The organism is Wolbachia endosymbiont (group A) of Andrena helvola, assembly GCF_964028415.1.
Lineage (GTDB): Bacteria > Pseudomonadota > Alphaproteobacteria > Rickettsiales > Anaplasmataceae > Wolbachia > Wolbachia pipientis.
The window spans coordinates 729,684-746,745 of the sequence record NZ_OZ034779.1; the positions used below are offsets into that span (position 1 = coordinate 729,684).

At 34.2% G+C, this 17,062-nt stretch carries 20 protein-coding genes; 8 read left to right on the forward strand and 12 right to left on the reverse strand.

Annotated features, from left to right (window positions below):
- Window positions 1–227: 227 nt before the first annotated feature.
- On the reverse strand, window positions 228–1,322 hold the full coding sequence (gene ychF / locus ABWU73_RS03820) for a redox-regulated ATPase YchF (protein ID WP_010962597.1): 1,095 nt from the start codon (window positions 1,320–1,322) through the stop codon (window positions 228–230).
- A 117-nt stretch (window positions 1,323–1,439) separates the two neighbouring features.
- Here ychF and ABWU73_RS03825 point away from each other — a divergent pair, with 117 nt between their 5' ends.
- Both ABWU73_RS03825 and ABWU73_RS03830 read left to right on the forward strand, forming a co-directional pair.
- Window positions 1,440–2,375: a hypothetical protein gene (locus tag ABWU73_RS03825; protein WP_265017713.1), complete on the forward strand. Its 936-nt coding sequence runs from the start codon at window positions 1,440–1,442 to the stop codon at window positions 2,373–2,375.
- 87 nt (window positions 2,376–2,462) lie between these two features.
- Entirely contained in the window at window positions 2,463–3,638 is a 1,176-nt protein-coding gene (locus tag ABWU73_RS03830; protein WP_264329701.1) for a CCA tRNA nucleotidyltransferase, read from the forward strand.
- Here ABWU73_RS03830 and ABWU73_RS03835 read toward each other — a convergent pair.
- From ABWU73_RS03835 to ABWU73_RS03855, 5 genes are all read right to left on the reverse strand, one after another.
- Window positions 3,622–4,701 carry a hypothetical protein gene (locus ABWU73_RS03835; RefSeq protein WP_264329700.1) on the reverse strand — a complete coding sequence of 360 codons (1,080 nt, stop codon included), beginning with the start codon at window positions 4,699–4,701 and terminating at the stop codon, window positions 3,622–3,624. The genes ABWU73_RS03830 and ABWU73_RS03835 overlap by 17 nt on opposite strands.
- Entirely contained in the window at window positions 4,679–5,392 is a 714-nt protein-coding gene (locus ABWU73_RS03840; RefSeq protein WP_264329699.1) for a hypothetical protein, read from the reverse strand. The genes ABWU73_RS03835 and ABWU73_RS03840 overlap by 23 nt, the downstream gene beginning before the upstream one ends.
- Window positions 5,393–5,527: 135 nt before the next feature.
- Window positions 5,528–6,061 carry an HK97 family phage prohead protease gene (locus ABWU73_RS03845; RefSeq protein WP_264329698.1) on the reverse strand — a complete coding sequence of 178 codons (534 nt, stop codon included), beginning with the start codon at window positions 6,059–6,061 and terminating at the stop codon, window positions 5,528–5,530.
- Window positions 6,062–6,311: 250 nt separating this feature from the next.
- Window positions 6,312–6,644: a hypothetical protein gene (locus ABWU73_RS03850; RefSeq protein ID WP_044471216.1), complete on the reverse strand. Its 333-nt coding sequence runs from the start codon at window positions 6,642–6,644 to the stop codon at window positions 6,312–6,314.
- 104 nt (window positions 6,645–6,748) lie between these two features.
- A complete protein-coding gene (locus tag ABWU73_RS03855) occupies window positions 6,749–7,045 on the reverse strand; it encodes a hypothetical protein (RefSeq protein ID WP_353285521.1) in 297 nt (98 codons plus the stop codon).
- Window positions 7,046–7,216: 171 nt separating this feature from the next.
- Between ABWU73_RS03855 and ABWU73_RS03860 the strand changes: the two genes are divergently transcribed.
- Both ABWU73_RS03860 and tatC read left to right on the forward strand, forming a co-directional pair.
- Entirely contained in the window at window positions 7,217–8,314 is a 1,098-nt protein-coding gene (locus tag ABWU73_RS03860) for a type I glyceraldehyde-3-phosphate dehydrogenase (RefSeq protein WP_264329858.1), read from the forward strand.
- Window positions 8,311–9,072: a twin-arginine translocase subunit TatC gene (gene tatC / locus ABWU73_RS03865; RefSeq protein ID WP_264329696.1), complete on the forward strand. Its 762-nt coding sequence runs from the start codon at window positions 8,311–8,313 to the stop codon at window positions 9,070–9,072. The genes ABWU73_RS03860 and tatC overlap by 4 nt, the downstream gene beginning before the upstream one ends.
- A gap of 53 nt (window positions 9,073–9,125) precedes the next feature.
- Here tatC and ABWU73_RS03870 read toward each other — a convergent pair whose 3' ends face one another.
- Window positions 9,126–9,581: an arginine repressor ArgR gene (locus tag ABWU73_RS03870; protein WP_010081874.1), complete on the reverse strand. Its 456-nt coding sequence runs from the start codon at window positions 9,579–9,581 to the stop codon at window positions 9,126–9,128.
- A gap of 125 nt (window positions 9,582–9,706) precedes the next feature.
- Between ABWU73_RS03870 and ABWU73_RS03875 the strand changes: the two genes are divergently transcribed.
- From ABWU73_RS03875 to ABWU73_RS03885, 3 genes are read left to right on the forward strand one after another with little or no spacing between them, the layout of a single operon-like run.
- Window positions 9,707–10,441 (forward strand): ABC transporter substrate-binding protein, encoded by a 735-nt coding sequence (locus ABWU73_RS03875; protein WP_264329695.1) that lies wholly within the window; start codon window positions 9,707–9,709, stop codon window positions 10,439–10,441.
- Window positions 10,441–11,088 (forward strand): amino acid ABC transporter permease, encoded by a 648-nt coding sequence (locus ABWU73_RS03880; RefSeq protein ID WP_007548901.1) that lies wholly within the window; start codon window positions 10,441–10,443, stop codon window positions 11,086–11,088. Before ABWU73_RS03875 ends, ABWU73_RS03880 begins: the two co-directional genes overlap by 1 nt.
- Window positions 11,081–11,713 carry an amino acid ABC transporter ATP-binding protein gene (locus ABWU73_RS03885; protein ID WP_227738583.1) on the forward strand — a complete coding sequence of 211 codons (633 nt, stop codon included), beginning with the start codon at window positions 11,081–11,083 and terminating at the stop codon, window positions 11,711–11,713. Before ABWU73_RS03880 ends, ABWU73_RS03885 begins: the two co-directional genes overlap by 8 nt.
- 391 nt (window positions 11,714–12,104) lie before the next feature.
- Here the strand turns inward: ABWU73_RS03885 and ABWU73_RS03890 are convergent, their stop codons facing one another.
- Both ABWU73_RS03890 and ABWU73_RS03895 read right to left on the reverse strand, forming a co-directional pair.
- Window positions 12,105–12,869 carry a phage major capsid protein gene (locus tag ABWU73_RS03890; protein WP_341810306.1) on the reverse strand — a complete coding sequence of 255 codons (765 nt, stop codon included), beginning with the start codon at window positions 12,867–12,869 and terminating at the stop codon, window positions 12,105–12,107.
- A complete protein-coding gene (locus tag ABWU73_RS03895; RefSeq protein ID WP_341810301.1) occupies window positions 12,818–13,150 on the reverse strand; it encodes a hypothetical protein in 333 nt (110 codons plus the stop codon). Before ABWU73_RS03895 ends, ABWU73_RS03890 begins: the two co-directional genes overlap by 52 nt.
- Before the next feature lie 92 nt (window positions 13,151–13,242).
- Between ABWU73_RS03895 and ABWU73_RS03900 the strand changes: the two genes are divergently transcribed.
- Entirely contained in the window at window positions 13,243–13,443 is a 201-nt protein-coding gene (locus ABWU73_RS03900) for a hypothetical protein (protein WP_264329693.1), read from the forward strand.
- 599 nt (window positions 13,444–14,042) lie between these two features.
- Here ABWU73_RS03900 and ABWU73_RS03905 read toward each other — a convergent pair.
- Genes ABWU73_RS03905 through ABWU73_RS03915 form a run of 3 tightly spaced genes read right to left on the reverse strand, consistent with a single transcriptional unit; the run spans window position 14,043 to window position 16,917 of the window.
- Window positions 14,043–14,840, reverse strand: a complete 798-nt coding sequence (locus ABWU73_RS03905) for a hypothetical protein (RefSeq protein WP_007548904.1) — start codon at window positions 14,838–14,840, stop codon at window positions 14,043–14,045.
- Window positions 14,841–14,889: 49 nt separating this feature from the next.
- The gene (gene pyrF / locus ABWU73_RS03910; protein ID WP_006279404.1) at window positions 14,890–15,564 is read right to left on the reverse strand and encodes an orotidine-5'-phosphate decarboxylase; all 675 of its coding nucleotides are present in this window, start codon (window positions 15,562–15,564) and stop codon (window positions 14,890–14,892) included.
- 30 nt (window positions 15,565–15,594) lie between these two features.
- Entirely contained in the window at window positions 15,595–16,917 is a 1,323-nt protein-coding gene (locus ABWU73_RS03915; RefSeq protein WP_264329692.1) for a hypothetical protein, read from the reverse strand.
- Between the last annotated feature and the right edge of the window lie 145 nt (window positions 16,918–17,062).

A 17,062-nucleotide genomic window follows, 5' to 3' on the forward strand; every position in this document is an offset into this window, starting at 1 on the left:
TCAAATGATTAATCTACAGTAAAAAATGCCTTAGGATTTAATTTATAAAAAAACAATAGATTTTTTGTATCTGTTCAGGGGCATCGCAAATATTGAAGCAAAGTGGTCAGTGCTTACTGTACGAACATTGTGATTTGAGAGCAATCTCCGCTAGGGAGGATGTCATCCCAGTGCCCAGACACTGGGATCCAGAAAACTTAACTTTAAATAAGTGGCTGCATAATAAACTACACATTAAACCTAAAGTGCATTATATCACCATCTTGCACGATGTAATCTCTGCCTTCAAAGCGAATTTTTCCTGCGTCTTTGCAAGCTGATTCACTTCCATACTTTATGTAGTCTGCAAAGCTTATTGTCTCTGCTTTTATAAAGCCTTTCTCAAAATCAGTGTGGATTACACCTGCTGCTTTATCGGCTGTTGACCCTATTTTTACTGGCCATGCCCGTGCTTCTTTGGGGCCCACAGTAAAGAAAGTTATCATACTCAGCACTTCATACATAATACGCGCTACTCCATCAAGGCCTGATTCTTGTAAGCCAAATTCTGATAAAAAACTCTGTTTTTCCTCTTCACTATCAAGATTTGCAATATCTGCTTCGAGTTTTGCTGAAATGCAATAAAATTTGCTTTTATTTTCCTCCGCCATCCTCTCTACCTTTTTAGATAATTCATTGCCAGTTATAACATTTGTATCTTCAACATTGCAAACGTACATAACGGGCTTTGTTGTCAGCAATTGAAGCAACTTCATCTCATCTTCATTGATATTCTCCAAACTTCTTGCAGGTTTACCTAATTTTAAAGTAGCTAATACCTCTTGCATTAATTCAAGTTGTCTCTTTAGCTCTTTATCACCTTGCTTTGCTTTCTTTTCCAATTGAGGAAGCCTTTTTTCTATGCTATCAATATCAGCTAGGATTAATTCCATTTCTACCACTTCAGCATCTGATATTGGATCTATTTTACTGTGTATATGGCTGATATCGTCATCCGTAAAGCACCTGAGCAGATGAACGATGGCATCAACTTCTCTGATATGGCTTAAAAATTTATTGCCAAGCCCTTCGCCTTTGCTCGCACCCTTTACCAGACCTGCAATATCTACAACTTCTAATTGGTTGTAGATTACCTTCTCTGAGCCTGCAATTGCTGCGATTTGTTTCAAACGTTGATCTTTTATCGAAATCTTGCCTATATTTGGCTCGATTGTGCAAAAAGGATAATTTGCAGCTTCGGCTGCACTTGACTCTGTAAGCGCATTAAATAAGGTTGATTTTCCTATGTTTGGTAACCCAACTATACCGCAGTTAAAACTCATATTTGCTATGTAAAATTATAACTATTGCATAATTTAAAAATTTCTGCTATACTTAATTAGTCGCTTATTGACAATTTTGTTGGTATAGTAATATATAGCTTAAATTAAGGTAAAACTATGACTACAGCTAAGAAACGGAAACTACCAAGTGACTTTCATGATGTTGAGGTTGGAATAAAAAGGCCCAGGATCTCAGGGCAAGAAATAACTCTTTTAAATAGTAACCCTTACCCTGACAATTTCTATGTAGGACAAGCAATTGGTAATGGAAGCTGTTTTTTTGACTCGTTCAGGCAAAGTCTAGAACAACAGACAGGAGAGCAAGTTACTGCCGAAAAATTAAGAAATGATTGTAGGGAATTTGCGCAAAAGAATCCACCAAAGTGGTTTACAAATGCAATTGTCAATAGTCATGATAACAATGGCCAGCACCGTAGTGAAACTGTAGATGATTATACAGCAAACATTATGCGTAACGATAGGTGGGGTGATCCTGACGTTGAAGGCAGAATACTTTGTGAAAAGTATAAGGTAAAGCTACATGTTATAGAGAACCAGACTGTTGATAACCAAGATCTGTCTTTGCATGAATTAATAGACAATTCAGGTTCAAAAAGTGCAGGTGAATACAATAAAGTTGATTATGATGATAGTAGTATTGTGCATATAATAAACAAAGGCGGATTGCATTTCGAACCATTGCTTGATAGAAATAAAAGTTTAGCAAAACAACTGCAAGAGGAAACCAAACTTAAACAAGAGCAAGAACAAGAAGATTTCCTATTAGCAAAAAAACTGCAGCTAGACGAGATCTTAGAATATTGTAACCTTTCAAAGGATATCTCTGAGAGAGCAGAGGTTGAAAAGGGATTTGATAAGTTATTGGCAGAAAATGCTGATGGAAAAATTGGTGATGTTGTAGGGCAGTGCGTTAGTGATATAAAGCAGCGCATAGAGCAGCAAAACCCTTCAAGCCTACCAAGATGTAGTATGGAGGAATCAAGAACAGAAAAAACATTTCATCAACAACAAATATCACAATTGGAAGTGTAAAATAAATCTTCATAGCTCTGTATATTTTTATATAGGGCTTTTGCAAGCATTTCATATAATATGAACTTGCAGTACGTACTAACCTAAATGCAAGTTGACCATGAGACTAGTTTAATTATTGATGCCATAGAGGAATTTGGTGGTGAGGCTAGGCTTGTCGGCGGATGTGTGAGAGACTCAATTTTGCAGCGTGATGTTCACGACATCGATTTAGCTACTAATTTGCTTCCCAATCAAACGATTAAAGCGCTAAAACTCCGTAATATTAAAACTATTCCAACTGGCTTAAAACATGGAACTATCACTGCGGTTCTAAATCAAAGATCTTTTGAGATCACAACACTAAGGCATGATGTGAAATGTGATGGTAGGCATGCAAAAGTAGAATTTACCAATAATTGGCAAGCGGATGCTTCAAGGCGCGACTTTACATTTAACGCTCTATATGCAGATAAGCATGGCCATATATATGATTACTTTGGTGGTATAGAGGACTTAAAAGCGCAAAGGTTAAACTTTATAGGCAACGCTGAAGATAGAATTAAAGAAGACTATCTACGTATTTTAAGAGCATTTCGTTTTCATGCAAAAATATGTGTCGGAGATTTGAGTGATGAAATACTCAGCGTATGCAAAAAGCATTCGCATATGATCCAAAACCTCTCTGGAGAGAGAATAAGAGATGAAATACTTAAATTGCTGGAGTGCAATGATCCTTTTCCAACACTTAAGAGCATGCAAGAATCTGATGTTTTGCAAAAGATTATCCCAAAAGAAGTAAAATGCGAAATTCTGTCTTCGCCACTTCTTTTGGGCACTGATGCACTAGTAAAATTAGCGTTACTCCTTAGGACTACTAAAAAAAATGACAGGCTAAGTCTTGGAGAATATGTAAGCAAATTTTTACGTCTTTCAAACAAGCAAAAGAAAAAGCTGCTATTTTTACTATCCAACGATATCAAAACAGAACTCTCAGAAAAAGAGCAAAAAAAATACATATCTTTATTTGGTAGAGAATTATATTGTGATTTAGTGAAAATTTGTGGTGTTGAGTCTGGAGAAAATGTTGATGAATACATTTCATTTGCTAACACATTCAATATTCCAAAATTTCCTTTATCTGGCGATGATTTAATAAGTATAGGTCACCAGCCAGGAAAAAGTTTAGGTAGAAACTTGGAATTGCTAAAACAACATTGGGAAGATAGCTCCTACACTTTAACAAAAGAGGAGCTGGTGCTTTATGCTAAGAGCCTATTCTAACTGCTTTCTGACTGTTCAATGAATGTATGCTTGCAATATTAGGGGAACTCATAGAGGAATTAGGTATATGTTCTTTTTTAGCTTTTTCTGTTAATTGATATTCGTTTACTCCTCCTTGAGTTTGATTACACATTCCCTGATCTGGAGATAAAAATTTATCTCTTATGCTTAATGCCAGTTGTAACTCTTGAATCTTATTTGAAAAACATTTCATTTTAGCCTCTGTTAATTTTCCTGTAACAATTTCTTTAAGCAATTCTCCTGAGTCGTTATTATTATTATTCTTGCTATTAAAGCTGTGCAAGATAGAGTCTACAATCTTATTTACCCCTTCTTGTTTGTTAAATTCTAATTTTTTTACGCATTTTCTAACAGAAGGTGACAACTTGGCTTTTAACGTGTCATCTCGTAGTTCTTTACCCATATTTTTTCCAATGTTGCAATGTTCGTTGACAACTTCTTTAACCTTAGCTTCTATGATCTCCCTTGCGGATTGTTTCAAATTACTTTCTAATAATTCAAGCAGCTTACTGCTTTCAAATTTGCCATCATCTTGATTTGATAGAGACTTTATAGTTTCATTAAGCACGTTATGGCAAAAATGTTTCTCTTTAAATTCAGGAAAACCTTTTTTTAACTCCTCGTTTTTCCCAGATAAAAAGTTATTGAGACCCTTATCCCTAGAAAGCTTATTGGGCAAGTTTCGTAATTTTGAAAGAGTTGATTTTGCAGTAGATACTGTACTCACTGCACCTGCCTTTTTAGCCAATTGACCTTCTTTTGCTTCCTGTAGTTTCTTAGTGTCAGCTTTCAATTGACCTTCTAAATCAATCTCCAATTGTTGTTTAGATTCTTGAACACTTTGTAATTGCTTTCCCAAGTTCTCCATTTCACCCAATTGAGCAGTCAATGTATTCACACTTAATCGTAGAGCTTTGTTTTCATGACCTAAGTCACTGACTTTATTTTCTAATTCAGTATTTTTGTCTTTAGCCTGACACAATTTATCAGTCTGTGATTTAAGTAAAGCCACTAATTTGCTAGCTTGCCATTGTTGATTCAATTAATTTATCCTCCTTGTCCTTTAACCTACTCTTAAGTTCTATTATTTGTGCTTGCAGACTTTCATTATCTTTCCTAGTAGCTTCAATTTCTTCTCCTTGCTCTCTTATTATCATGTATTGATCAAATATAGTTTTCTGTTGTTCATCAACTTTATCCTGCATTGCTTTTTTATCTTGTTTGTATTTGGTTAGTTCCTCTTCTCGTTCGCCTGCATCTTCTGTAAGTCCCTTATAACTCTTTTCAAGTCCTTCAATTGCAGATCGTAATTCTCTATTTTCTTCTTTTAAGGAAGCATTTTGTAAACGTTCAAGTTCTAATTCCTGATTTATGCCCTCCAGCTGTTCTTCTAATGCTTCATCATCTTCCTCTGTTATCAATGCTACTCCATCAGTCTGAACCCCTCCATCTTTGTTTATCACTACACTTTGGCTCTCTTTCTCTACAACTTCAGGTTTTAAGTCAACTTGAACACTTCCATCTATTGTCTTAAAAGCATCAGTTTGAACTTCATTGTTTGCAGTAGTTTTATCGTAGTACAAAATATTTTCTGCCCATCTATTCCATCTCTTGGGCAATATTCGTCCAATCGTTTTTAGATATAACCAAGCAAATACAGTAGACCAGCTGTATTTTTTTTCCTTTCGCTTAATATTAATTTCATAATTAACCTTATTATTAATATTTAGCATAAAATTACCTTATTTTTTAACTTTAATTTACAGAAAATTTTAATAGTAATAAAGTTATATATATTAGTATAAATGTTAAACAAATACTAACACAGGTGTCAAATTATGGTAAAGTCTTTGCCCGCCTAATACACTTTAAGCAGAAATGTACATGTCTGCAAGTACAGCATTTGCTTTTTCTATCGCTCTTGCTAACACTTCCTGTTCATTGTTCTGATTTTTCACATTGATTACCTGAGCAGCCAAGTTTGCAGGAAAAGTGACCAAACTGACTTCCCATAATTCCACTTGTTTTAACACTCTAGCTCCACTTTTATGATCAACATCATACTCTATAGGTATATAGCCGATGGAAAGTCCGTTAATTGCCCCAGTTTTGAGCATCAAATACACTTCTTCTGCTTTCTGAATACCCAAAAGTAAATGTGCGGTTATATACAGGCCAACATCATTTTCATAAATATCTATGATACTACCTATAGGTTCGTCAGGATTATGCTGCCAAAGGAGTTTTATTTTATTTCTGTTTAAATTTTCCTTAAATGCTCCGGGCAATATCAGATCATTTTGTTTATCAACTATGTTAAAAACGCTCGCATAACCAGAAAATACACCGTTTTCTCCTATACTTTTTATTGACAATTGTGAATAGAGAAATTTCTTATTCATAAGGCCTCCTGTAGGTTATAGTATTGGGAATTCTGTTTGCACAACGCACTGCAATGTCAAATCTATTATATGCAGTTCTCTAAAAAGGGAAAGTATTTTTTTTAGTTACAAAATAATAAATGAGACTATGAAAGCAATAAAGATCCCAGCGTCACGCGCTGGGATGACAGTAGGAAAACTCAGATGTGAAAGCACTCAATAACAGTCTAGAAAGTATTGAGATATGAGAAAAATCTGTACTCAGGTAACATCAACAATTGATATCTCTAGACAAATTTGATCCTACTTTTACTTCTGACAGAATAGAGATAACGTTCTCTTGTATTTTTTTATATCTAGCGATTTCTGATTCATTTTTTTGCACTTCCAATCTATTATGGAGTAAACTAGAAACATCTCTTACTAACGTAGAAATGTTTTGTGCGGCCTTATATGCTATTGTTCCAATAATAAAGCTAGCAAAGGTATTAATTCTATCAGTAGTAAAATCAGAAAAGTTTGACATGTTGGCATGGAAAACAGGAATGCAAGTAAGACTACCAGGACCATTATAGTAATTACCTTTAATAGCATTAATAGCCATCAAACTCACAAAGCTAGTAATACACCCAACAATAAAAGGTCTCTTATCACTGTGTCTAAGGTCCAAATGTTGGAAAGCATCTCTTATATTAGTAATTCTGCGTATTATTTCGTAGATATGTGAAACCTTATACCACATGATGTTAAAATACGAACCATATCTTGATTGTCGTTTTCTGATGCAGAATATAATGCTGCCTCATCCTTATAATCACGAAAATTGACATCTCCTCCACTTGATCTATAAATGCTAATTATAAACTCTTCTAAGCTCATCTTATGATTTTCTTCCAAATACCTTGACACTTCCTTAAAATATTCTTTATCGGTAGCAAGTTTGTGTAGAAATGATTGGCCTGAAATTTTTTCTAATTGATCTATAATGATCCTCTGTAATAACATAATTAGCCTCCTATTAAAGTTTCAATACTATTGATAAAATGATACAGTATTATAGTTCTTTAGTCAAGGTGAATATTAATATATTAAGGTTAAAACTGCCAATTAGCAGTCAAAAGAATAAAATGAAATATCAAGTGATATCCTCTATAATTAAATTTTTTGAATGAAGAGATGACGGTTCGCGTAGGAATTAATGGTCTGGGTAGAATAGGCAGAGGCGTATTGCGTGCTATTTTCGAAATAGAAGAATATAGCAAACAAATAGAAGTTGTAGCTGTCAATGGATCGCTCAGTGCAAAGCAGCATGCACATTTGATTAAATATGATTCTGTTCATGGCAAATTCAGTGGTGATATTGATTTTAATGAGTCTCAAAATTGGATTTCTATAAATGGCAAAAAGTTTTCTTTATATAGAGAACGGAATCCTGAAAATATTCCTTGGAATGTTGATGTAATACTTGAATGTACTGGTGCATTCAATAAACGTGAAGAAGCAATAAGGCACAATGCAGAGAAAGTAATTGTCTCTGCTCCAGTTCCGGATGCTGATGTCACTATAGTTTATGGTGTGAATGACGATATGCTCGAAAAAGAGCATAAAGTGATATCAGCAGGTTCTTGCACTACAAATTGCCTTGCTCCGATTGTGAAAGTCCTACACTCCAGTTTAGGTATAAAAAGCGGTTTTATGACTACTATACATGCCTACACGAATGATCAAAATGTTCTTGATGGTAATCATAAAGATTTGCGTAGAGCAAGGGCTTGCGGATTATCTATGGTGCCAACTACAACCGGGGCAGCAAAAACAATTGGTTCTATAATTCCTGAATTAAAGGGCAAGCTAGATGGCACTGCCGTCAGAGTTCCGGTTAGCAATGTTTCTATGGTTGATTTTACATTTACGACTGATAAGAAAGCGACCGTTAAAGAAATCAATGAAATGTTTAAGGATGCAGCTCTCTCCTCTACGTCATTCCAGCGCGTGACGCTGGAATCTAATTTCTGGATCCCAGTGTCAGCTACTCGGATGACATCAGAGGGTACTAGGATGACAGAGGGTTATCCAATGTCAAATGTACTTTCTATATGCGAGGAACCTTTAGTCTCAATAGATTTTGTGCATAACCCTTATAGTGCAATTGTGGATTTAACTGGTACATATGTTACAGGTGATATATGCAGGGTTGCAGCGTGGTATGACAATGAGTGGGCTTTTTCGCTGAGAATGTTAGACATAGCATTATTGAGCTATAGTAAAGTATGAACTGGAACTCAAGCAAATACGCCTCATTTTATGAGCACTTTGCGGAACTCAGAAAAAGAGTTATCTTTTGCTTTCTATTTTTTTGCGTTGCTTTTGGTTTTTGTTATTACTTTAAGGAAAATATATACCGTTTTTTACTCGCACCTTTAATAGAAGCAACAAAAGGTAGCGAAGGTTTTTCTTTAATTTACACAGGCTTAACAGAGGCATTTTTTGTGTATCTCCAAGTTGCAATAATGAGCGCACTTTTGTTTTCTTTTCCTGTGTTTGCATGGCAATTTTATATGTTCTTAGCACCTGGGTTATATAAAAGTGAAAGGGCAGTGTTGTTGCCATACTTGATTGCAACACCGGTTTTATTTGTAACGGGAGCTACTGTAGTCTATTACTATATATTTCCTTTAGCCTGGAAGTTTTTCATCACTTTTGAACATAGTGGGAAATCTTTCGGTATACCAATAGAGTTTATGCCATCAGTTAGCGAATATTTAGACCTCGTTCTCCAATTTATGTTTGCTTTTGGCACTGCATTTCAAATTCCAGTAATACTCACATTAATGGTGAGAGTAGGGTTACTCACTACACAAAGTTTGTCAAATAAACGCAGAATCGCGATAGTGGTAATTTTTATTATCGCTGCAATCTTAACTCCACCTGATGTATTAAGCCAAGTAGGGCTTGCAATACCTATGCTGATTCTATATGAATTGTCCATTCTGATATGTAGGTATATTGAAAAAAAGAAGACAAAGATTTAAACAAAGAAATCCCTCTTATCTCCTTTATATCACATTTTTAACTTACAACATTCTTATTCAGGACTTAAATATGGAAATGTTTCATAAATTGATTGTAATACTTTGTTAAGTTCAGCCTTACTTTTGATGATCAATAATACTGTATCATCACCTGCTATAGTTCCTATAATTCCTATGTTTTTGCTATTATTTAATGAATAAATAACATACTTCTGATCTAGAAAGTAAGCTAGGCTGCTAGCTTGTCCTGGTTGAGTGTGTAGTACTATTAAACCAAAATCCGAAATTTGCATATTAAGTATTAATGGTAATCGATATTGGTTGATGTCAATTACTTTATACATACCAGCAACTTTGGCAATTTTAAGTTTTTTTAATTTTCTTGATAAAGTAGCCTGAGGAATGTTGTGCCCTCTTTCTTTAAGCAAGGTCTGTAAATCGCTCTGCTCTAAAATTTCGTGATTTTGAATAATATTTAAAATATGTTCACCTAGTGTGTTGTCATGCATTATGCATTTTCCTCATATTGAATATGTAATAAGTATATTTGAAATTATATTCATTATTTCTTGACTATTCAATTTTTAATGTCTATATTCATAAGATGAATAAAATATGAATATAAATTAGTAATATGAAAAAATATATTTTAAATGCTATTATAGTGATAAGTATTCTATTAACAGGATGCAAGGAAAATAAACACGATAATATCATTAGATTTGCAATTTCTGCAGATTATCCACCTTTTGAATATTATGAAAATGGTAAATTTACTGGCTTTGACATTGAGCTTGCTCAATTAGTAGCAAAAGAGTTAGGTAAAGAAGCGATATTTAAAGATATGCAGTTTAGTACTATATTTGCAGCATTGCAAAGTAATTCTGTAGATGCTGCTATATCTACTATTGGTAGCACAGAAGAGCGTGAAAAAAATTTTGATTTTTCAAATAGTTATTATACAGGGGAATTTGGTATTCTATATCACAAAAATAAACCCATAGCCGGTATAAACAACTTAACTCACAAGAAGATAGCCGTTCAACTAGGAACTGTCATGGAAATTTGGCTAAAAGAGCATGTTCCTACAACAGCTCAAATTATTGCTATAGACAATAATAATCAAGCTGTAGAAACATTAAAGTCTGGTCATGTTGATGGCGTCCTAATTGATGAATTCCAAGGTAAAGTATTTAGCAAAAAAAATCCTGGTCTATCATGGTCAGCCACTGCCAAGTTAGATGGTGGTTATGTTATTGCTGTGAATAAAGGATCTGCTTTAAAGGATAAAATAAACGAGGCATTAAAAAGTTTAGAAAGTAAAGGTGTAATACAAAAAATAGCAGAAAAATGGCTAGGAGATAACTGATGCAGGAATTAATTTCTAATTTCTTGTTTGTTGGAACAGGCCTTGCCTTTACTTTAAAATTATTGATTGGAGGACTGCTTTTAGGTATGAGTCTAGGAGGGTTATTTTCAGTACTCAGATATAATAAGATCTGTATTCCATTAATTAATGGAATTATATCTGTAATACGTGGCACCCCCCTTATATTACAGTTAAGTGTTGTTTATTTTATGACTCCAACCATTGCAGGAATTAAATTAAACATATTTAGTGCTGGCATTATAGCATTTGGTCTAAATAGCTGTGCTTATATTGCTGAGATTTTACGAGCTGGTATTGAAACTATATCAAAAAACCAGTTTGAAGCAGCTAAAACTTTACAAATACCTAGTTTCTATATGTGGAGAGATATTATATTACCACAAGTTATTAAAAATATTCTTCCTGCAATGATAAATGAGATCATTGCACTCCTTAAAGAAACGGCATTAATCTCTACTATTGGTGGTGTTGATATTATGCGCTCTGCGCAAATGCTTGCAGCAGAACAATTTACTTATTTTATACCACTTTGTCTTGCTGGGGCTTATTATTACGCTCTTGTATTACTAATTGAATATATAGGCAAAAAGATTGAACAGAAAGGTATATATGATAAAAATGCATAATGTTTGTAAATTATTTAATAATGTTCCAGTACTTAATAATATTAACCTGATTATAGAACAATCTATAGTTGGTCTTGCTGGTCCTTCTGGTAGTGGTAAATCAACATTGTTACGTTGTATACAAAAACTCGAAGTTTTAGATTCTGGTAGCATTGAATGCAATGATAGTACTGGTTTTGTATTTCAGGATTTTCAACTTTTCTCACATATGACTGTCTGGGAAAATCTTACATATGCTCCCAAACTTAAAAACAAAACTCAGGATCAAAGTGATTCACTACTTGAGTCTTTGGGTATTGCCTCTAAAAAAAATGATTACCCTAGTAATCTATCCGGTGGGCAAAAACAGCGGGTTGCGCTTGCCAGAAGCTTAATGATGAATCCAAGGATTCTATTATGCGATGAGCCAACGTCTGGTTTAGATGTAGCAACAATAGTCGACGTTGTGGAACTACTACAATCAGTTAGAGATATGGGTATTACTATGATTATCGCTTCTCACAATTTGGATTTTTTAACAAAAATATCAGATCGGATTATTCTGTTAAAAAACGGAAAAATAATTGTAGATATCAATCCTAAAGAAATTGATGAACCAACAAACTATTTAAAAAATAATTATTAAAAGAGAATCACTCATATCATACTGAGAGCTATAACAGATCTTAGCATCGAAAATTACATAAAATGTATATTATGGAAAATAAATTACATAATATAAGAAGCAACGCTAAAAATAAAATCACATAATATAGCAAACTATAGCTAACCCAAGAAAGGTTTTCCTACGTCATACCGCCGCGATATCTCAGCATAGATTCCGCTAACAAGTAGCGGAATGACGAATTTTTGTTTTTCAAACTGTCGGTAAATCTAAGTCAGTTTAGCTATATGTGTCAAGCACTGGGATGACACCCTCCTGATGGGCCAAAATCACAATGTTCGTACAGTTATGGAATGAATCGCGGTATGACGTGTTGCTTTGATCAGCTATAAAGATGATGCTGCGGAAGTTTTTAGTACTTGCTCGCAACTTTCAACAATTTAATAGCACTGGTGTTTACAACCTCTCCGCCGACACGCTTAGTGACAAAAAACCTCACATAAGGTTTATTCGTATAAGGGTCTCTTAATATTCTCATTCCTCTGTTATCTACAATCTTATAAGCTTGTTTGAAATCTGCCATCGCAATTACTGGTAGCTGATTGTTTGGCGCTGGTGGCATATCGGCAGATTGATATACTGGTATTCCCATTAAAGTATCTGGAGCTTCAAGCGACAGACTTGGCTGCCAGAGATACTGACCTGTTTGAGATTTTAGCAGCCTGATATCCTTCAACGTACTCCTATTCATCAAAAATGACGCATTTTTGGAATAATATTCGTCCAGAGAGTAATACAACATCATTATTGAATCACTATCTAATTTTTCAGTTTTAACTTGCTCTATTTTATTATAACTGTTTCCATTTTCATAAGCTAAAATTCCTTTTGGTTGAAAAGTGCCCTCACCCTTAATGAAGGCTTCGCTTTCTTCCTTACTAAAAGTCTCGGCAATCTTTTCCACCAGCCAACTCTCAACATCGACAAACGCATCATCGAGTAACTTTTGTGATATTTGTGGTTGAGCATATAACTCGTAAGTTGTGACGGAAATCTTTTGGATTTTGGGCGTGTCCGTATCTTTTGCAAAATCATACTTAGACTTATTGCCACCGTCCTCATCATCTACTGTTTCACTGCTCCAACCTGCACATCTCCACTGAGGGTTTTGTATGATAAACCGCTTTCCATTCCCTTGCGGATATAATCAGAAAAATATTTATCGCTTGTGCTAAAATCTGTATTTACTTCTGGGCGTTGAGCTGCAGTTTCGATCAAGTCTAAACGCTCTTTGCAACTATCAATGGCATTATTTACCTTGCATAGCTGCTCAATTGTTGCAGAATCAGCACGCCCTTTGCTTTCAATTTCTTTTAGTTTGCGATCATTTATTAATTTAAATTGCTCCCATGATGAAGCGAGTTCATTGATACGGTGAGCGATATCGGTAAGTGACATAATAGCCTCCTTTGAAAATGAAATAAAAATGGAAATAAGGTAATAGGAATGGCATCCATAGATGTTTCCCACAGTTGTACGAATATTGCAATATGGTACATAGTAAACGATGTCATTCCAGTGCTCCCTTTCTTGTCATCCCAGTGCTTGACACTGGGATCCAGCTTCTATGCAACTTAATTAAAAACGTTTGTTTTAGCGTAAGACAACTACCTTTAGCTCATCAGCTCAGTTATAAGCAAAATTTCTGGATTCCAGTGGGCTTTGTTGCATCGCTACTTATGAAAGGCTAACTATAGTTAGGATTATAAGCAACCTATTGAAAATCTTGTTTTTTTGCAATCAATCTGATCAAATTTAAGAATAGTAATTTGTTATTTATATTAATAAATTTAATTCTATTGAAAATAGCTAAAGCATTGAAATTCTTGAATTTTAGCCAGATTAGTGAGTGGTAGTGAAATTTCTTTTACTCAAATTTAGGTATTCACTGACCGTTCTTGTTATAAATACCAGAATAATAAGCTACTGATATTCCCTATCTTTTTTATCTTTAATCCATCATAGCTAGCGATGCAACAAAGCCATTCCAGTGTCAAGCACTGGAATGACATCATCTGTTGTGCAATTTACCTTTAAAAATGAATGTTCGTACAGTTATGTGCTTGGCACTGAAATGGCATCATTTTTTATCTGTTGAAAATGTAAACCGAAAAATAGCGTGGCACTTTGTGCCACGCTTAGTACTGTAAGCTTAATCCAGTAATTAAATTAAGCGAGGTAAAATAAAAGATAATGACACTATATAATGTTCGTTCTTTTATGTCAAGCACTTTTTTGAATTTTTTTGGTGATAATTTTTATCCAGTTATTTTATTATTGTAGTATAATTTCAATGCCAGATACTATCATTATGATCACTATCTAAATTTAAATCGTAATTATCATCAAATTTATATATCCCCTCCATCTCTTCTCTATGCAATTCATGTGAATCACCTAAAGCTTTTTGATTAGAAACGTCAACACAATACTGTAACAGTGCTCTTAATGCTCCAGCACTATCTTGATCTAAATTAAAATTGCTAAAATCAAATTTCTGCATATTCTCCACATGTCCTTCTCTACATAACCTACATATCTTAGCAAAAGCCCTTTCACTTTCTCGACTCCAAGCATTAAGAAAGTAAGGATCTACTACTTTGCTAAATTGTTTCTCTATCTCTTCAAGAGAGCTCTCTGGATTAAGTTCTAATATTACTTTGAAAATCCCACTGCCATGGAATCCATAAAATTTACTAGATAAGCTATCTTTTACAAAATTAACTGCATCATCTATTGTAACACCAGAGCGAGATTCAAATATCATCTCAAATGCTCCATAACAACTATCAATACCAAAATTAATTATTTTTTCCATAAAATCAATTACCTCTTCTAAGGAAATTTGTGGCTTATTCCTCAAGATAACTTCTAAACTCTTGACAAAATTATGCCCATGCTGACCCATAGCATGGGTTTTCCCATTTATTGTATAATGATATAGCTTCTTATTTTCTATTATATGCTTATTGCACTGGTAGATATGTAGCTTATTCAATTTGCCAGAATATTCCTCTATTTCCTTATCTGGTAATTTTGAGCGGAATTCCTTGATTACTTCGCGTATTATTCTATTGATATTACTCATGCTTATTCCTAATTAATATGTTAGTATTTTTATAAATTAAGTTATTATATTAAAATTCTTTCATGGATTTCAATATTAGCTCCGCACTACTTGTAGTTTTTGTAATGGGTCTGCCAATGACGATATAATCAGCTCCTGAATTTATTGCTTCTTTTGGTGTTGCTGTTCTTTTTTGGTCGTCATGACCTGGATCTATACGAATTCCTGGAGTAATAATTTTAAAGTCTTCACCGCACTCTCGGCGCACTTCTTGAGCTTCTAGTGCAGAACAGACTATTCCATGGAGTCCAATCTTTTTTGCAAGCTTTGCAAGCAAAATTACCTGTGATTTTGCCTCTCTTGCTACTCCAAGCTCGTTTAAATCCTCATTGCTCATACTAGTTAGCACTGTCACTCCAATCAGCTTTATTTTTGTGCCTTGCACTACACTTAGCGCTTCTTCAAGCATTTTTGTCCCACCGCTGATGTGCAGAGTTAACATTTCAACGTTCAGAACTTTTATTACTTCAACTGTTTTGGCTACAGTGTTTGGAATGTCATGCAATTTCAGATCTAAAAAAATTGGTACATTGCATTTTGCAACTTCTTGCACTCCAGAAAGACCTTGAGCAGCAAAAAATTCTAATCCCAGCTTTACCATGCCAACTTTACCACGCAGAGCATTAGCTAGAGAAATAGCCTTATTTAAGTCTTGTGTATCCAGTGCGCATATTATTGGGTTCATTATCTTGCATGATTTATCTTATAATAAGACTCATTGTTGTGTTTTGCAAATACTTTCACTCTGATTGAACTGACTGCGTTCATAAGATTCTGTCAATAGTGAATTTGGCAACTTGGTCGGGGTGGATGAGCGACTGACAAATAATGATTCATATCCAAGATCTTCCAGCGAAGAAGAAGGCGTTTCGTCTGGCAAAAGCCGTGCAATTTCTCCTTGTAACGCAGACTTTAATATTTGAATCGTATCTAATATTGCTTTTCCATCATTATTTCTTATTGGTTCTTCTATATTGTCTGTTACGCATCTTATCAACAGTTGCGCAAAATTCACTTGTTTTTCTTTCTCTTTCAAAAAATCTTCTATTTGACTGTCTCGTTCTAAAAGTGAATTTCTTAAACTTTTTACTTCATTATTACAATCTTTTCTTATCCCATCTAACTCAAAAGATTGATTTTTAATTAAACCATTTGCTTCATCTAACTCTTCAAATTTCTCTTTTAATTCTTTAGATAAATTTTTCTTTTCTTTGTTGACCTCTTTAATTTTACATTGTAGCTTATCTAAGTTTGCATGCAGCCTTTCTTGTTCTTCACGTAATTCCTCTACTTCTTTAGAAAGTTTATTTTTTTCCTTATTCAATGCCTCTACTTTTTCACTAAGTTCATGTTTTTTCTCACGTAGTGCCTTTTGTACTTCACGTAACGTTTCTATTCTATCATTCAACCCCTTATTCTCTAGCTCTAAATGTTTATTATCATCCACTTCCATCTTCAGCTTTGCAATAAATCTACTTCTTTCTTCCAACTGTTTCTTCAAACATGAGATTTCAAGTTTTAATTTCTCTTCCTGCTCATTAAGCTTACCTATTTCCTTTCTTGTTTTGTCCAATTCATTGTCTATTTCAAACGTACGATTCTTTGCTGTTTCTAATTTTTTCTCTAAAGATTTTTTTTCTTCAAGAAGAGATTCTCTCTCAACTTCTGACTCATTTACTTTCTGATTCAATTTTTTTGCTCTCTTGTCTAAATTTTGCTTCTCTCTAGTTAATTCATGTAATTGATTCTTCACTTCTTTGTTTGCAGCTTCTTCAGCTTCCTTTCCTAGAGTTATTTTATTTTCCAACTCTTGCTCTTTCTGAGCGAATTTATTTCTCTCAACTTCTATTTTTTTATTATTACTAATTATTTTATACGAAAGTGCAAGCACAAAAACAGATAATGTAGCTAAAGCAAGAATTAGAGGAAGAGGCACATTAGAAGTTACAATAAGCGCTAAAGATGTAAGTAACGTAAGAGTAGCTAAGGAACTAGCTATAAAATAAAATGTGTTAGCCTCACTAAGCAGATTGCTCATTACTCCCCTCCTCCCCCCACGTTCAGCAGTTTTGTATATATTTATTAAAATTCTCTTATCTGTGGAGGAATTATAGTGCTGCACCTACAACAAACTTCCCATTTTCAGTCTACTAGCTAAAAATGGCTAAGGTTTTATGTATCCA

Coding starts and splice junctions, on each gene's coding strand:
- ABWU73_RS03880 (WP_007548901.1), top strand. CDS start 10,441: ATGCAGGAATTAATTTCTAATTTCTTGTTTGTTGGAACAGGCCTTGCC.
- ABWU73_RS03885 (WP_227738583.1), top strand. CDS start 11,081: ATGCATAATGTTTGTAAATTATTTAATAATGTTCCAGTACTTAATAAT.
- pyrF (WP_006279404.1), bottom strand. CDS start 15,564: ATGAACCCAATAATATGCGCACTGGATACACAAGACTTAAATAAGGCT.
- ABWU73_RS03855 (WP_353285521.1), bottom strand. CDS start 7,045: ATGTTATTACAGAGGATCATTATAGATCAATTAGAAAAAATTTCAGGC.
- ABWU73_RS03905 (WP_007548904.1), bottom strand. CDS start 14,840: ATGAGTAATATCAATAGAATAATACGCGAAGTAATCAAGGAATTCCGC.
- ABWU73_RS03870 (WP_010081874.1), bottom strand. CDS start 9,581: ATGCATGACAACACACTAGGTGAACATATTTTAAATATTATTCAAAAT.
- ABWU73_RS03860 (WP_264329858.1), top strand. CDS start 7,217: ATGACGGTTCGCGTAGGAATTAATGGTCTGGGTAGAATAGGCAGAGGC.
- ABWU73_RS03915 (WP_264329692.1), bottom strand. CDS start 16,917: ATGAGCAATCTGCTTAGTGAGGCTAACACATTTTATTTTATAGCTAGT.
- ABWU73_RS03900 (WP_264329693.1), top strand. CDS start 13,243: ATGGTACATAGTAAACGATGTCATTCCAGTGCTCCCTTTCTTGTCATC.
- ABWU73_RS03840 (WP_264329699.1), bottom strand. CDS start 5,392: ATGCTAAATATTAATAATAAGGTTAATTATGAAATTAATATTAAGCGA.
- ABWU73_RS03845 (WP_264329698.1), bottom strand. CDS start 6,061: ATGAATAAGAAATTTCTCTATTCACAATTGTCAATAAAAAGTATAGGA.
- ABWU73_RS03830 (WP_264329701.1), top strand. CDS start 2,463: ATGCAAGTTGACCATGAGACTAGTTTAATTATTGATGCCATAGAGGAA.
- tatC (WP_264329696.1), top strand. CDS start 8,311: ATGAACTGGAACTCAAGCAAATACGCCTCATTTTATGAGCACTTTGCG.
- ABWU73_RS03850 (WP_044471216.1), bottom strand. CDS start 6,644: ATGGCTATTAATGCTATTAAAGGTAATTACTATAATGGTCCTGGTAGT.
- ABWU73_RS03825 (WP_265017713.1), top strand. CDS start 1,440: ATGACTACAGCTAAGAAACGGAAACTACCAAGTGACTTTCATGATGTT.
- ychF (WP_010962597.1), bottom strand. CDS start 1,322: ATGAGTTTTAACTGCGGTATAGTTGGGTTACCAAACATAGGAAAATCA.
- ABWU73_RS03895 (WP_341810301.1), bottom strand. CDS start 13,150: ATGTCACTTACCGATATCGCTCACCGTATCAATGAACTCGCTTCATCA.
- ABWU73_RS03875 (WP_264329695.1), top strand. CDS start 9,707: ATGAAAAAATATATTTTAAATGCTATTATAGTGATAAGTATTCTATTA.